Raw genomic sequence first — 15055 nt, 5'->3', positions numbered from 1 at the left:
GACGGGCGGGCGCACGCCGCTGCCCCACGCGCTGCAACTGGCGATGGAGACGTTGGCGCGCGCCGCCGGCATGCTGCCGCCGCTGCTGGTGCTGCTGACCGACGGCCGGGCCAACGTGCCCGTCCAGGCGGGCGGCGATCCCTGGCGCGAAACGCTGGCGCTGGCGGCACAACTGGCCGAGCGCCGCGTGCCGGCCCTCGTCATCGACACGGAAAACGGCTACCTGCGCCTGGGCCGGGCAGCGCAACTGGCGCAGGCACTGGGCGCCGAGTGCCTGGCGCTGGAACAACTGAACGGCGACAAGCTTGCGCTGACCATCCGCGCCCGCCTGTCAGCGAATTGACCAATGCCCTAGAGAACGCAATGGAGATGCAATGATCGTATGTATAGGGGCGGGACCGGGCGACACCGGCTACCTGACCCAGCGCGGTGCGCAACTGATCCGCGAGGCGGACGTCGTGGCCGGTTTCGATGCCGTGCTGGACGTCGTGCGCGCCCTGATTCCCGCCGGCGCCACCGTCATCAACATGAATTACCGCGACCAGGTGGCCCAGCTGGACAATGTGGCGCTGGAGCACCACGCCGGCAAGCGCTGCGCCGTGGTCCTCATGGGCGACATCCACTTCAGCGGCTTCCAGTACCTGGAACGGGTCGAGCGGGCCTGTGGTCACCCGGTCGAATCGCTGCCGGGCATCTCGTCGGCGCAGATCCTCGCTTCGCGCGCCCGCGTGTGCTTCGACGAGACCACCTTCATCACCTTCCACCGCCGGGGCGACCTGGCACCGTTCAAGCGCCACCTGGTGCACGTGCTGCAGGACGGCCGCAACGCCATCGTGATTCCCTGCCCGTGGGACGAAGCCCGCTCGTTCATGCCCTGGCATATCGCCGCCTACCTGATGGAACAGGGCATTTCGCCCGACCATCCGACCGAGGTGTGGGAGAACCTGACGCGCGGCGAAGCGGAGTGGCACGGCACGCTGGCCGAGTGCGCCGGGCACCGCTGCTCGGACATGAGCATCATGCTGGTCCGCACTCTGGCGCCGATGGCCAGCCAGATCGAGCCGGCGCCATGAACGCGCTGCTTTCGACCAGCGCGCGCTCCGGCATCGTCATCGCCGGCCACGGCAGCCGCGATCCGGACGCCGTACGCGAGTTCGAGTCGCTGGTGATGCTGATCAAGGAGCGCGCATCGCAGGACGTCGTCACGCACGGCTACCTGGAGTTCTCCACGCCCACCATCGGCGAAGCGGCCCAGGCTTGCGTTGCCGAAGGGGCGGACCAGGTGGCGCTGGTGCCGGCCGTGCTGCTGGCGGCGCGCCATGCGAAGAACGACATGCCCGTCGAGATGCTGGCACTGGCGCGCGATTTTCCGGACAAGGACTTCCACTTCGGTGCGCCGATGAGCCTGGACCCGAAGCTGCTGCAGCTGGCCCAGGAACGCATCGTCGAGGCCGAAGGCACGTCGCCCCGCACGGTACGCCGGCAGGATACCTGCCTCGTCGTCGTCGGACGCGGCACCACGGACCCGGACGCGAACGGCGAGGTGGCCAAGCTGGCGCGCATGCTGGAAGAGGGCATGGGCTTCGGCGCAGCCTATGTCTGCTACTCCGGCACGGCGCAGCCGCTGGTGGCGGACGGCCTGCGCCGCGCGGCCCGCCTCGGCTACGAGCGCATCGTCGTGCTGCCCTTCTTCCTGTTCGACGGCGTGCTGGTCAAGCGCATCTATGCGGCGGCGGACGCGCTGTGCGAGCGCGAACCGGGGCTGGAAGTGCTGAAGGCGAAGTACTTCGGCGCCCATCCGCTGGTGGCGGACGTGCTGATCGACCGGGCCCGCGAAGCCGTGGCGGGGCGGGCGGCGATGAACTGCTCGCTGTGCAAGTACCGCGTGCAGATCGTCGGCTTCGAGCAGCAGGTGGGCGAGCCGCAGCGCGCCCACCACCTGGCCGTGCGGGGCCTGTCGGCACAAGCGGCGCCCGTGCCGGCGCCGGCGGCGTATGGCAAGTACGTGCCGCACCCGATCGAGGCGGAGAGCTTTCGCATCATCGCGGCCGGGCGCGACTGGTCGGCCTTCCCGCCGGAGCAGCTCACCGTCCTGCAGCGCATCGTCCATACGTCCGGCGACTTCGATGCCGTGGACGACCTGTACTTCTCGCCCGGCGTCATCGACAGCGGCATCCGCGCGCTGCTGCGCTGCAAGCGCGTGGTGACGGACGTGACGATGGTGCAGACGGGCCTGAAGCGCGCGCTGCTGGAGGAACTGGGCATCGACACGTGGTGCGGCGTGCATGACCGGGAAACCCACCTGATGGCGGAACAGCACGGCATCACGCGCGCGGCCGCGGGCATCCGGCGCGGCTGGGAAAAGTTCGGCAACGACGTCGTCGTGGCCATCGGCGACGCGCCCACGGCCATCGTCGAGGCGGTGCGGCTGATCCGCGACCATGGCTGGCGCCCGCAGCTGGTGATCGGCCTGCCCGTCGGCTTCGTCGGCACGCGCGAGAGCAAGGACGAACTGCGCCGCTGCCTGCAGGTGCCCCGCATCACCAACAGCGGCACGCGCGGCGGCTCGCCATGGGCGGCCAGCGTCGTCAACGGCCTCCTGATCGACGCGCTGAACGGGCTCGCCGCCAGTGGAGCCGGCTGAACGGATTGCCGTCGACCTGGCCGTGCCGGCCATGAACGGCCTGCGGCGGGGCCGCACCACGGGCAGTTGCGCGACAGCTGCCGTCAAGGCGGCGCTGCTCCTGCTGCTGCGGGGGGAACGGCACGACTCGGTCGATATCGACCTGCCGGACGGCGTGCACTACCTGGCCGTGCCGATCCAGCGGGTGGAGCGGCAGGGCGCCCAGGCCAGGGCCGAAGTGCTGAAGGACGGCGGCGACGATCCGGACAACACGCACGGCGCCACCATCTTCGCGCAAGTGCGGCGCAACGACGTGGGCCAGGTGCGTTTTTTCGCCGGGCGCGGCGTCGGCACGGCCACCGCGCCGGGCCTGCGCGTGGCGGTCGGCGAGCCCGCCATCAACCCGGTGCCGCGCCAGATGATGCGCGCCGTGGTGGCCGAACTGCTGGGGGAGGGCGCCGGCATCGACCTGACCATCGGCTGCGAGGAAGGTGAAGTCATCGCCCGCAAGACCTTCAACCCGCGCCTGGGCATCGTCGGCGGCATTTCGATCCTGGGCACGTCCGGCATCGTCGAACCGATGTCGCTGGCGACGTGGATCGCCTCCGTCGAAGTGTACGTGCGGGTGGCGCTGGCGGGCGGGCAGCCGAAGGTGGCTTACCTGCCGGGGAAGATCGGGCGCGAGTTCGCGCGCGACGCGCTGGGCCTGCCGGAGAAGCGCACGGTGCAGATTGCCAATTTTCTCGGCGACGCGCTCGATTTCACGGAGCGGGCCTTGCGGGAAGAGGGCCGCATGCTGGACGAACTGTGGCTGGCAGGCCACCCGGGCAAGCTGGCCAAGGTGCTGGACGGGCACTGGGACACCCACTCGTCGAAAAGCACGATGGCGATGGGGGGCGTGGCGCGGGTGGCAGGGCAGTGGGGTTATGGGCCGCACATGGTGCGGCAAATCGACGAGGCAAATACGGTGGAAGCAGCAATGGACATACTGAAGCAGGAACCCGGCGCCGGGGCATTCTGGCGCGAAGTCGAACGGCGCATTGGCGCGCTGGCGCACGCGCGCGCGCCGTCGGTGCGCAAGCTGGAAGTACGGCTGTTCGACCTGGCCGGCAATCTCCTGGGGGCCGGGCAATGACTGGTCTTGGCACCTTCTGGGGCGTGGGCGTCGGCCCGGGCCCGGCCGGCTACCTGCCGATCGCCGCGCTGGAGGCGTTGCGCCAGGCGGACCTGGTGTACGCGCCGCGCGCCCGCGGCGTGGCCGACTCGGTGGCGCTGCAATGCCTGGCCGGCACGGGCTTCGCCCCCAAGCCCGAGCAGCTGCGCGAGATCGAATTCAATATGGACCCGGACCGCGATGTGCTGAGCGAGCATTACGCGGCGCTGGCCGACACGATTGCGGCGGAACTGCGCGCGGGGCGTAACGTGGCGTACCTGACCATCGGTGATTCGCTGACGTATTCCACCTACGGCTACGTGCTGGCGGCGCTGCGTGCGCGGATTCCGGAGCTGCCCCAGCGCACCTTCCCCGGTGTGACCAGCTACGCCGCTGCGGCCGCCGCGCTGGCCTGGCCGCTGGGCGAAGGCAAGGAGCGCGTACTGATCCTGCCATGCCCGGACACGCCGGAAGAACTGCGGCGCGAGATCGAGACCCACGACATCGTCGTCTTGATGAAGGTGGGCGCACGCCTGCCATGGGTACTGGACCTGCTGCGCGACATGGATATCGCCCGCCACTGCGCCTTCGCGCGCCGCATCGGCCTGCCCGGCGAACTGCTGTCCGACGATGTCGGGGCCCTGGTGGCGGACGATGCGATGGGCTACCTGGCCACCCTGCTGGTGCGCCGCACCGCACGAAAGGAACGTTGACATGAAGGTGTATTTCATCGGTGCCGGCCCCGGCGCCGCCGACCTGATCACCCTGCGCGGCGCCCGCCTGCTGGGGGAGGTGAGCATGGTGCTGTATGCCGGCTCGCTGGTGCCCGTGGCCATGCTGGAGCATTGCAAGCCGGGCGCGGAACTGATCGATACGGCCCAGCTGGACCTGGAGCAGCAGCAGGCCTGCTACGTGCGCGCCCGCGACGCCGGCATCGACGTGGTGCGCCTGCATTCGGGCGACCCTGCCATCTACGGGGCCACGGCCGAGCAGATGCGCCGGCTCGACGCCCTGGGCATCGCCTATGAAGTGGTGCCGGGCGTGTCCTCGTTCACGGCGGCGGCGGCGGCCATCAGCGCCGAGCTGACCAAGCCGGAAGTGTCGCAAAGCGTCATCCTGACGCGGGTATCGGGCCGCGCATCGGCCGTGCCGGAGCTGGAATCGATCGCCCGGCTGGCCGAGCACCGCGCCACGATGTGCATCTTCCTGTCCGGCCCGCACCTGAAGAAGATCGTCACGGACCTGCTGCAGCACTACCCGCCCGAGACGCCCGTGAGCCTGGTGCACCGGGCCAGCTGGCCCGAGCAGCGCGTCTACCAGGGCACCCTGGGCACGGTGCTGGAGGAAACCAGGCGGGGCGCGTGGAACCTGACGACGATGATGCTGGTCGGCGCCGCGCTGGACCGGAGCATCGCCGCCGAGTCGAGCCTGTACTCGAAGGACTTCACGCACCTGTTCCGTGTCGTGGCCAAGCAGAAGGACGTTGCTTGAACGGCGAACCGGGCATCTGGCTGGTGCGCGCCGAAGGCGAGGCACTCGCCGCGCGCTTGCAGGAATCGCTCGGCGGTACCGTGTACCGGCCCTGGCTGGATGCGGCAACGCCGCAGAAAGCGCAATTCGCCGCGCGCTGGCCGATGCATGCGCAGTGGGTGCTGATCGGCGCCACCGGCATCGCCGTGCGTTTTCTCGACGGCCTGACGAACGACAAGCGCAGCGACCCTGCCCTGGTCGTGATCGACGAGGGCGCGCGCCACGCCATCGCGCTGCTGGGCGGCCATGAGGGCGGTGCGAATGCGCTGGCCGGCCGGGTCGCCAACGCCGTCGGCGCCGTGCCGGTGGTGACGACGGCCACCGAGGCCGTCAAGCCGCTGACGGTGGGCATCGGCTGCCGCAAGGGCGTGCCGGCCGATCGCATCGAAGCCGCCGTGCGCCACGCCCTGGCACTGGCGGGGCCGTTCGGCATGGCCGACGTGCGCGAGCTGGCGACGGTGGATTTGAAGGCGGACGAGCCGGGGTTGCTGGCGTTTGCGGGCCAGCACGGCGTGCCGCTGCGCGTGTTCGCGCGCGCTACGCTGGCCGCGCGCGGCTGGGTCACGCGCCCGTCCGACTGGGTGCGGCAGAACGTGGGCGTCGATGGCGTGTGCGAGCCGTGCGCCTTGCTCGCTTCGCCGCGCGGCGCGCTGGTGGTACCGAAAACGGCGATGGACGGCGTGGCCGTGGCCATCGTCCGTGACCAATTTGAACTGAACAGGATGGAACAACAATGAGTGGTGTGCTGAATCTGGTCTCGGTGGGACCCGGCTTCGAGGACCTGATCGCGCCGCGGGCCGTGGCGGCCCTGCGCGGCAGTGCCGTGATCGTGGCGTATGAGCTGTACCTGCGGTGGATCGCGCCCCATATCGAGGGCAAGGAAATCCATTCGCCGCCGCTGACGCAGGAACGGGAACGGGCCCTGCTGGCGATCGAACACGCCCGCGCGGGCCGCACGGTGGCCCTGGTGTCGAGCGGCGATATCGGCATCTATGCGATGGCCGCGCTGGCCTTCGAGGAAATGCGCGAGGACGATACGTACGACGTCAACGTGGTGCCGGGCATTACGTCGGCCAACGCCTGCGCCTCGCTGCTGGGCTCTCCGCTGTCGCACGATTTCGCCACCTTGAGCCTCTCCGACCTGCTGTGCCCATGGGAGTGGATCGAGCACCGGGCCCGCCATATCGCCCAGGCCGACCTGGCCTGCGTCATGTACAACGTGCAGAGCGCCAGCCGGCAGCAGGGCGTCTACCGCGTGCTGGAACTGATGCTGGAGTCGAAGGCGCCATCGACCCTGTGCGGCGTCGTGCGCAATGCCTACCGGCCGGACCAGCAGGTGGCGATCCACCGGCTGGACGAGCTGCCCGGCCTGAAGTTCGACATGCTGACCTCCCTCGTCATCGGCAACCGCTTCACGGCGCGCAAGCGGGGCTGGATCTACACGCCCCGTGGCTACAACGACTGGACCCAGGCGCCGGGCGCGGCGCAGGACATCGCGCTGCCGCAAGGCGCGGCCTGGGTCTTCTCCGGCACGGGCGACGGCAATGCGCTGGCGGCCAGCCTGGCGGCGAAAGCGGCCATGCCCGTCGTGGTATCGGCCGCCAGCGACCACGGCGGGGCGATTGCCCGCCAGGACTGCCCCGGCGCGACCGTGTGGGCCGGCCGCCAGGGCGTGGAAGCGCGACGCCAGGCACTGCAGGCCAACGGCGCGCGCGTGCTGGTCGACGCAACCCATCCGTATGCCAGCGCCATGTCCGAGCAGCTGATCGGCCTGTCGCGCGAACTGGGCATTCCCTACCTGCGCTACCAGCGCCCCGCCAGTTTCGCACCCGCCGACGGCACCTTGTGCGCCTCGATGGCGGAAGCGGCCGAACGGGCCGTCGCGCATGGCCGGCGCATCTTCCTGGCGACGGGTTCGAAGGACGTGGCCACCTTCCTCGGCACGCCCGGCGCAGGTGAGCGCGAATGGTTCGTGCGCCAGACGGCCGAACCGGCACTGATCGAGCGCACCATCGCGCAAGGCATTCCCCGCGAGCGCATCTGCGCCATGCAGGGGCCGTTCTCGGCCGGCTTCAACCTGGCCCTGTGGCGCGACTGGGGCATCGATACCGTCGTCACGAAGGATTCCGGCGACGCCGGCGGCTACCGCGCCAAGGTGGCGGCGGCGCGCGAGCTGGGCATCGCCCTGTTCGTCGTCGCGCGTCCGCAGCTGGACTATCCGGCCACCGTCGCCGATGCCGATGACGTGCTGCGCCAGCTGGAGGGAGGCGCGGCATGACGGCCGCCGCTCCCATCCCCGTCACCATCGTCACGGGCTTCCTCGGCGCCGGCAAGACCACCTTGCTGCGCGGCCTGATCGAGCGGCGCCAGACGCGCCGGCTGGCCCTGATGATCAACGAGTTCGGCGAGATTTCCGTCGACGGCGCCCTGGTGCGCGCAGCCAGCGAGGGCGACGCCCACGTGCAGATCGAGGATTTCGCCCACGGCCTGATCGCCTATGGCGACGACACGCGCTTCGTGCCGGCCATGCAGGCGCTGGCGCGGCGCCGGGCCAATGTCGACCATGTGCTGATCGAAACGTCCGGCCTTGCGCTGCCGACGGCGGCAATGGCCCTGCTGCAGGGCGCGGACCTGGCGGCGGATTTCGTGCTGGACGCCACGCTGGCCGTGGTCGATACGCCGCTGCTGCTGTCCGGCGCCTTCGAGCACGGCGCCGAAGCCGATGCCGCGGCCACCATGTTCGACCAGCAGCTGGAATTTGCCGACGTGGTGGTGCTGAACAAGATCGACGGCCTGGACGAAGCGGCGCTGCTGGAGGCCGAGACGCGCGTGCGCCGGCGCGCGCCGAACGTGCGTTTCCTGGAACTGGCCTACAACGCGCAGCTGGACATCCGCCTCGCGCTGGGACTGCGGCTGCACCAGGGCACGCGCACTGACCATGGCCACACGTTCGCGCCGCTGCCCGATGCGAATGCGACGCCGCTGGCCAGCCAGTACCGGCTGAACGGCCACGCCCATTCCGGCCTGGCGGCGCACAGCCACGGCCTGGCCACCCACAAGCATTTCCATGAGCAGGACCCGGGATGGTTGTCGTTCGTGCTGCGCAGCGATGCGGAGCAAGAGGTCGAGCCCCTGACGGCGGCGCTGGTGGACGTGGCCAAGGCCCAGCCGGTCCTGCGCTGCAAGGGCCACGTGCGCGTGCAGGATCGCTCGGTGCTGGTGCAGGGCGTGCGCACGCGCGTGGCGGTCAGCCCGGACGCGGCCGCCGGCAACGCAGCACGCCGCTCGCAGCTGGTCTTTATCGGTTACCACATCAGCCGCGCCCAGGTGGCCGCGCTGCTGTCGGCCGGCACGGGTACGACCTGGCGCTGATGGCCGAGACACTTACTTATTCATTTCACAAGGAGCAAGCATGACGTTCAATTCTTCCCCTGCCGCACGCGGCGCGGCCACCCTGGCCCTGCTGGCCTGGAGCGGCGCGGCAATGGCCCACCCCGGGCACCCCGAAGGGGCGCTGGCTGGCCTGCTGCACCCGTTGACGGGGCTCGACCACGTGCTGGCGATGCTGGCCGTGGGCCTGTGGGCAAGGCAGCTGGGCGGCCAGGCCCGCTGGCTGCTGCCGGCCAGCTTCGTCGCGTTCCTCGCCGTCGGCGGCGCGCTGGGCATGGCGGGCGTGGGCCTGCCGCTGGTGGAGGCCGGCATCGTCACGTCCGTGCTGATCCTCGGTGTGCTGATCGGCTTTGCCGTCAACATGGCGGCGCTGCCGGCGGCGGCCATCGTCGGCGCCTTCGCCCTGTTCCACGGCTTCGCCCACGGCCTCGAGATGCCGCAGGCGGGCAGCGCGTGGACCTACGCGGCCGGCTTCATCGCCGCCAGCGCCGCGCTGCACGGCGCCGGCCTGTGGCTGGGCCGCTTTGCCCCGGCACGGGGCGCGTGGCTGCGCGGCAGCGGCGCCGCCATTTCGCTGGCCGGGGTGTGGCTGGCGCTGGGCGCGTAAGGGATCGAACCCCAAGGCGGGCCGCTGCGCGTCCGGAGTCGGACCCGCAGCGAACGGTCGCTGGTGGCATTCAGTCGGGATCACGCTCGAACGCCCGGGTTCGAGCGGGCAATCCGTACGAGTCGCGGCGCTGTCGCGTGCCCCGTGGGCCGCCGCACGCCTGAGGCAAAGCGCGGGCTGCCGCGACCAGCGCAGCGTCTGCGATACGAGTTTTGCTCTACACTTCCCTCGACCCGGTCGTCGCGTATATGCCCGGCGTGCGGCCGGTCCGGGCGTTGGGTGCCGTCGAAGCCACCGTGCTGGAGGCATCCGCGTGCTGCACCGGCGCGGCGGTATACCGTCCGCTCCGATAACCCGGCATCAATCCTCGAATGGAGATCTGGAAAACATGAATTTGAGCACGCTCGGCCTTGCCACCACTTTCTCGCTGGCCCTGTTCGCGTCCGCCGCTGCCCCAGCGGCCGCGGCCGCGCCGGCCACTGCTTCCGCGACCGGCGGCCTGCCTTTCGAGGCCAAGCCGGTCGGCACATTCAAGAGCCCCTGGGCCATGGCATTTCTGCCGAACGGTAATGTGCTGGTGTCACAAAAGGAGGGCACGATGACCCTGCTCGATCCCGCAACCGGTACCAGGCGGACAGTGTCCGGTACCCCCGCCGTCAGCAGCAAGGGCCAGGGCGCGCTCATGGACATCGTGCCCGCTCCCGATTTCGCGGCCAGCAAGCGGCTCTACTTCAGCTACTCCGAGGCGGGCCCCGGTGGCGACAGCCGGGTCGTGCTCGCCAGCGCGACGCTGGATCAGGCAGGCGGCACGCTCAAGGATACAAGGGCCATTTTCCGCGGCCAGGATGCATCGACGGGCGGACACTATTCGGGCCGGATCAGCTTCTCGCCGGATGGCAAGTATCTCTTCTTCACCAGCGGCGACCGCCAGCTGCTCGATCCGGCGCAGGACCCCAGGTCGACCTTGGGCAAGGTGCTGCGCCTGAACCTCGACGGCACGCCGGCCGCCGGCAATCCGCTCGCGGCCAAGGGCTTTCATGCAGCCGTCTGGTCGTATGGCCACCGCAACCTGCTGGGCATCGCCTTCGACAGGCAGGGGCGCCTGTGGGAAATGGAGATGGGCCCGCGCCATGGCGACGAGATCAACCTGATCAAGCCAGGCCTCAACTATGGCTGGCCGAGGGCATCGAACGGCAGCCACTATGACGGCCGGGATATCCCCGACCACGCGCCTGGCGACGGCTTCGAGGCTCCGAAGGTGTCGTGGAATCCTGCCATTTCGCCAGGTGGCCTCGCTTACTACGATGCGGACCTGTTCCCGAAGTGGAAAAATTCCCTCTTCATCACCGGTCTGTCGGGCAAGTCACTGGACCGCATCGCCCTCGACGGCGAGAACGCGACCAAGGCGGACCATTGGGACATGGGCGAACGCATCCGCGCCGTGCGCACCGGGCCGGATGGTGCGCTCTGGCTGCTGGAAGACGGTCCGAGCGGCCGGCTGCTGGTGCTGACACCGAAGAGGTAAGCCAGCGGAGGCTGCGTGGTGCGGGCATGCCACTATTTGGCTCAAACGCCATGCCTCCCCAGCTCCAGCTTGGCAATAGCATTGCGGTGCACTTCGTCCGGGCCGTCGGCCAGGCGCAGGGTGCGGTTGGCGGCCCACTGGTAGGCCAGCGGGAAGTCGCCCGACACGCCGGCCGCGCCGTGGGCCTGGATGGCCCAGTCCAGCACGTCCTGCGCCACGTTGGGTGCCAGCACTTTGATCATCGCGATCTCGGCTTGGGCCGACTTGTTGCCGACTGTGTCCATCAGCCACGCCGCCTTCAGGGTCAACAGGCGTGCCGTGTCGATGCGGATGCGGGCCTCGGCGATGCGCTCGCGCCACACGCCCTGTTCGGACAGGCGCTTGCCGAAGGCCACGCGCGCGTTCAAGCGGCGGCACATCAGCTCCAGCGCCCGTTCGGCCACGCCGATGGCGCGCATGCAGTGGTGGATGCGGCCCGGTCCCAGGCGGCCCTGGGCGATCTCGAAACCCCGCCCTTCGCCCAGCAACAGGTTCGCCGCCGGCACGCGCACGTTCTCGAAGCGGATCTCGCAGTGGCCGTGGGGCGCGTCGTCGTAGCCGAACACGGGCAGCGGACGCACGATGGTGATGCCCGGCGTGTCGGCGGGGACGAGGATCATCGACTGCTGCTGGTGGCGCGGAGCGTCCGGGTCCGTCTTGCCCATGACGATGAAGAGCTTGCAGCGCGGGTCGCCCGCGCCGGAGATCCACCATTTGTGGCCGTCGATGACGTAGTCGTCGCCATTCCGGACGATGGCCGTGCCGATATTGGTGGCGTCCGACGAGGCCACGCCGGGCTCCGTCATCGCGAACGCCGAGCGGATCTCGCCGCGCAGCAGGGGTTCGAGCCATTCGGCCTTGTGCGCCTCGCTGGCATAGCGCTCCAGGGTTTCCATATTGCCCGTGTCGGGCGCGGCGCAGTTGAACACCTCCGGCGCCCACGGCACCCGGCCCATGATCTCGCACAGGGGCGCGTAGTCCAGGTTCGACAGGCCTTCCGGGGCGCGGGGCGAGCGGGGCAGGAACAGGTTCCACAAACCCTGTGCGCGCGCCAGCGGTTTCAGTTCCTCGATCAGCGCGGTGGGCAGCCAGCGGTTGCCCTGGGCGCGGCCGTTCTCGTCGACCTCGGCGTAGAAGGCGTTTTCACGGGGGTAGATGTGCTGGTCCATGAAGGCCAGCAGCCTGGCCTGCAGTTCGGTGCAGCGTGCGGAATACTCGAAGTCCATGCCGTCCCCTTAAGCGATTGATTTGCCCTGGGCGTAGGCCCAGGCCAGTTCGGCCATCGGCCGCGCCATCTTGCCCGACTCCAAGGCCTGGGCGCTGGCGGCGGTGCCGTCCACATAGCGCTTCATGATGCCCTGCATGATGCTGGCCAGGCGGAACATATTGAAGGCCAGGTAGAAGTTGAAGTCCTGCAGGCGGATCGTGCGGCCCGTGCGCTCGGCGTAGCGGGCGATGTATTCCTGCTGCGACGGGATGCCCAGCGCGGCAAGGTCCAGACCGGCGATGCCGCGGAACTGGCCCGGCTCGATGTGCCAGCTCATGCAGTGGTAGCTGAAGTCGGCGAAGGGGTGGCCCAGGGTCGACAGTTCCCAGTCCAGCACGGCCAGGATGCGCGGCTCGGTGGGGTGGAAGATCATGTTGTCGAGCCGGTAGTCGCCATGGACGATGGCCGTGTCGTCGCCCGGTGGAATATGCGCGGGCAGCCAGGCAATCAGCTGGTCCATCGCGTCGATGGTTTCCGTCTGCGAGGCCACGTACTGCTTGCTCCACCGTTCGATCTGGCGGCCGAAATAATTGCCGGGCTTGCCGTAGTCGGCCAGGCCGATGGCGGCGTAGTCGAACGTGTGCAGCTGGGCGATGACCCGGTTCTGCTCGTCGTAGATGGCGGCCCGCTCGGCCGGCGTCATGCCGGGCAGCGCCTGGTCCCACAGCACGCGGCCCTCGACGAACTCCATCACGTAGAAGGCGCGGCCGATGACGTCCTCGTCCAGGCACAGCGCGTACTGGCGGGGCGCCGGGAAGCCGGCCTTGTTCAGCGCGTCCATCACGCGGTATTCGCGGTCCACGGCGTGGGCCGACGGCAGCAGCTTGGCGGCCGGCGCCGGCTTGGTGCGCAGCACGTAGCGGGCCTCGCCGATGGCCAGCTTGAAGGTGGGGTTGGACTGGCCGCCCTTGAACTGGGTGGCGGTGAGCTCGCCAGCGGCGGGGTAGCCGTCCACGTGCGCGCGCAGCCACCGGTCCAGCGCGGCCGTGTCGAAGCGGTGCCGCTCCGACACGGGCTTGGTGCCCATGAATTCCTCGAACATGCAGTCTCCTGTGAATTGTTGTCTCAGGATTCTAGCGCGGAAGTGCCGGAAGAGCGAACGGGCGTGCTATTTATTTTTCGGCAGCGTTCAGGCCTGGGCCGCCGTGACGTCGTAGCGGTTCGGCTTGCCTTCCTGGACCATGAACACGATCAGCACGATCCAGCCGATCACGGGCACCAGTCCGAGCAGCTGCCACCAGCCGCTGCGGCCCGTATCATGCAGGCGGCGGCAGCCGGCCGCCAGCGACGGCACGATCGTGGCCAGGTTGACGACGATGGCAAGATTGTTGCTGACCATGCCGACGAGCAGGGACGCAATCCAGCAGGCCAGCACGAACCACCAGTATTCCGAGCGGGTGGCGACGCCGTCGAAGGTGGCGTATTTGTTGAAGCAGGTGGTAATCGATTCGGTGAAGGTCATGGCGCTCGCGGTGCCTGGCGGCAGGTGGTTGAATGAACCGGCAACATACCACGGCGGCAGGCTTGCAAAATACACACATTCTCACCGGCGCCGGCCTTCCTAGGCGCTCCTGCGCGACTTCAGGTACTGCGCCAGCAACTGCTCCATCGTCGTGCTGCGCGTGTCCGGGTGCAGCGGCGCCGGCGGCGCGAAGTTCGAGAAGCGCACCACCCAGTCGGCCGGCGCGCTGCCCACGTCGAGGGCGTTGATGCAGCCGGGCGCCTGCGCCAGGTTGCCCAGGAACAGGCGCTGCCCCGTCAGCGCATACGACAGGATGGCGCGATTGACGCCCCCGTGCAGCACCAGCAGCACCGTGTCCCAGGCCGGATCGGCGCGCAGGCGCGCCAGCGCGGGAAACACGCGGTCTATCAGCTCGGCCACGGATTCGCCGCCGAGGAAGCGTTTGTGTTCGGCCACCAGGCCGTCGAAGGCGCCCGTGAAGGCCTCGTGCAGGTCGGCGTCGGCAATGGCGGACAGCCGGCCGCCGCGAATTTCCACCAGCTCCGGCCATTGTTCGATGTCGATGGCCTGGCCCGTCTCGGCCAGTACCCGCTGCGCCGTCTCGACGGTGCGGGGCAGGCCCGACACGACGACCCGGTCGAAGCGCAGGCCCTGGGTGGCGAAGGCCCGGCCGGCGCTGGCGGCCTGGGCGCGGCCGTCCTCGTTCAGGGGCACCGTCTCGGGCAGGAAGGGCTTGCCGGCGGCATCGAAGTAGGTGACGCTGCCGTGGCGCATCAGGTAGATACGGCGGCGGCCGGACAGGGGCGCCGGCATCAGAAGAAGACCGCCGTGCGGGTGATGATGGTGCCGTTGTTCGTGTAGGGGCCGGTGGCGCGCACGGCGCCGCTGTCGGCCTTGCCGTCGTCGAGCTTGGAGTCGAGCTGCTCGGAGAAGGTGTCGGGCAGGTTGTCGAAGCGGATGCCGTTGCCACCCCGGTTGCCGACGACGTCGTTGAAGACGTAGACGGCGCCGCCCTGGGCGCTCGTCATGAAGTCGGTGGTGCCGTTGAACGAGCCCGTGATGAAGCCGCCCAGCGCCAGGTGCTGGGGTGCCAGCTGGTATTCGGCGATCTGGCCGTCGCCGTTGCCGTTGCCGCTGGCGCCGGGCACGTGGGCGATGGCCTGGGCGTCGTCGCCGGGCAGGGCGCGGAATTTATCCTGGTAGGCATTGACGGCCGCCTGCAGCGACGTCGATTGCTGGATCACGTTCTTCACCTTGGCGTTGTCGATCAGGCTCTGCCCCTTCAACACCCCGCCCAGCAGCAGTCCGATGATGACCAGGACGATGGCGATTTCCACCAGGGTGAAGCCGGCACCTGCCTTGGTGCGAAGTTGGGGTCGTGACATGTAAGAACTCCATTTTGCAGATTCCACGTATCTTACTAGGCGGCAGGCGATTGCGCAGCAGAAACAGTGTGGCG

16 protein-coding genes are annotated in these 15055 nt (G+C 69.3%); 11 read left to right on the top strand and 5 right to left on the bottom strand.

Annotation, left to right across the window (positions count from 1 at the left end; all coding sequences use genetic code 11):
• The 11 genes from GM672_RS28390 to GM672_RS16895 form a co-directional block, all read left to right on the top strand.
• Positions 1–343, top strand: a 343-nt coding sequence (locus GM672_RS28390) for a vWA domain-containing protein (protein ID WP_503826360.1), incomplete at its 5' end; no start/stop codon positions are given.
• A gap of 31 nt (positions 344–374) precedes the next feature.
• Complete coding sequence (locus tag GM672_RS16940; RefSeq protein ID WP_155471715.1) at positions 375–1073, top strand: cobalt-precorrin-7 (C(5))-methyltransferase; 699 nt, start codon at positions 375–377, stop codon at positions 1071–1073.
• Positions 1070–2644 (top strand): precorrin-8X methylmutase, encoded by a 1575-nt coding sequence (locus GM672_RS16935; RefSeq protein ID WP_155471714.1) that lies wholly within the window; start codon positions 1070–1072, stop codon positions 2642–2644. The genes GM672_RS16940 and GM672_RS16935 overlap by 4 nt, the downstream gene beginning before the upstream one ends.
• A complete protein-coding gene (gene cbiD, locus GM672_RS16930) occupies positions 2631–3758 on the top strand; it encodes a cobalt-precorrin-5B (C(1))-methyltransferase CbiD (RefSeq protein WP_229427739.1) in 1128 nt (375 codons plus the stop codon). Before GM672_RS16935 ends, cbiD begins: the two co-directional genes overlap by 14 nt.
• Positions 3755–4489: a precorrin-2 C(20)-methyltransferase gene (gene cobI, locus GM672_RS16925; RefSeq protein ID WP_155471713.1), complete on the top strand. Its 735-nt coding sequence runs from the start codon at positions 3755–3757 to the stop codon at positions 4487–4489. Before cbiD ends, cobI begins: the two co-directional genes overlap by 4 nt.
• Position 4490: 1 nt before the next feature.
• The gene (gene cobM, locus GM672_RS16920) at positions 4491–5267 is read left to right on the top strand and encodes a precorrin-4 C(11)-methyltransferase (protein ID WP_155471712.1); all 777 of its coding nucleotides are present in this window, start codon (positions 4491–4493) and stop codon (positions 5265–5267) included.
• Positions 5264–6043, top strand: coding sequence for a cobalamin biosynthesis protein (locus tag GM672_RS16915; protein WP_155471711.1), 780 nt, complete (start codon positions 5264–5266; stop codon positions 6041–6043). Before cobM ends, GM672_RS16915 begins: the two co-directional genes overlap by 4 nt.
• Entirely contained in the window at positions 6040–7584 is a 1545-nt protein-coding gene (gene cobJ / locus GM672_RS16910; RefSeq protein ID WP_155471710.1) for a precorrin-3B C(17)-methyltransferase, read from the top strand. Before GM672_RS16915 ends, cobJ begins: the two co-directional genes overlap by 4 nt.
• Complete coding sequence (locus GM672_RS16905; RefSeq protein ID WP_155471709.1) at positions 7581–8678, top strand: CobW family GTP-binding protein; 1098 nt, start codon at positions 7581–7583, stop codon at positions 8676–8678. Before cobJ ends, GM672_RS16905 begins: the two co-directional genes overlap by 4 nt.
• A gap of 40 nt (positions 8679–8718) precedes the next feature.
• Positions 8719–9303 carry a HupE/UreJ family protein gene (locus GM672_RS16900; RefSeq protein ID WP_155471708.1) on the top strand — a complete coding sequence of 195 codons (585 nt, stop codon included), beginning with the start codon at positions 8719–8721 and terminating at the stop codon, positions 9301–9303.
• A gap of 388 nt (positions 9304–9691) precedes the next feature.
• On the top strand, positions 9692–10828 hold the full coding sequence (locus GM672_RS16895; protein ID WP_155471707.1) for a PQQ-dependent sugar dehydrogenase: 1137 nt from the start codon (positions 9692–9694) through the stop codon (positions 10826–10828).
• Positions 10829–10869: 41 nt separating this feature from the next.
• Here GM672_RS16895 and GM672_RS16890 read toward each other — a convergent pair whose 3' ends face one another.
• From GM672_RS16890 to GM672_RS16870, 5 genes are all read right to left on the bottom strand, one after another.
• Complete coding sequence (locus tag GM672_RS16890; protein ID WP_155471706.1) at positions 10870–12093, bottom strand: acyl-CoA dehydrogenase family protein; 1224 nt, start codon at positions 12091–12093, stop codon at positions 10870–10872.
• Positions 12094–12102: 9 nt separating this feature from the next.
• Positions 12103–13176: a phosphotransferase gene (locus GM672_RS16885; RefSeq protein ID WP_155471705.1), complete on the bottom strand. Its 1074-nt coding sequence runs from the start codon at positions 13174–13176 to the stop codon at positions 12103–12105.
• 87 nt (positions 13177–13263) lie between these two features.
• Positions 13264–13596 (bottom strand): DUF805 domain-containing protein, encoded by a 333-nt coding sequence (locus GM672_RS16880; RefSeq protein ID WP_155471704.1) that lies wholly within the window; start codon positions 13594–13596, stop codon positions 13264–13266.
• A gap of 99 nt (positions 13597–13695) precedes the next feature.
• Positions 13696–14412 carry a histidine phosphatase family protein gene (locus GM672_RS16875; RefSeq protein ID WP_371867078.1) on the bottom strand — a complete coding sequence of 239 codons (717 nt, stop codon included), beginning with the start codon at positions 14410–14412 and terminating at the stop codon, positions 13696–13698.
• Positions 14409–14981: a prepilin-type N-terminal cleavage/methylation domain-containing protein gene (locus tag GM672_RS16870; protein ID WP_155471702.1), complete on the bottom strand. Its 573-nt coding sequence runs from the start codon at positions 14979–14981 to the stop codon at positions 14409–14411. The genes GM672_RS16875 and GM672_RS16870 overlap by 4 nt, the downstream gene beginning before the upstream one ends.
• Between the last annotated feature and the right edge of the window lie 74 nt (positions 14982–15055).

Origin of the sequence: Pseudoduganella buxea, assembly GCF_009720835.1 — a bacterium.
GTDB lineage: Bacteria > Pseudomonadota > Gammaproteobacteria > Burkholderiales > Burkholderiaceae_D > Rugamonas > Rugamonas buxea.
Note: the sequence above shows the minus strand (reverse complement) of the source record. Positions and strands in the feature narration are given on the sequence as shown.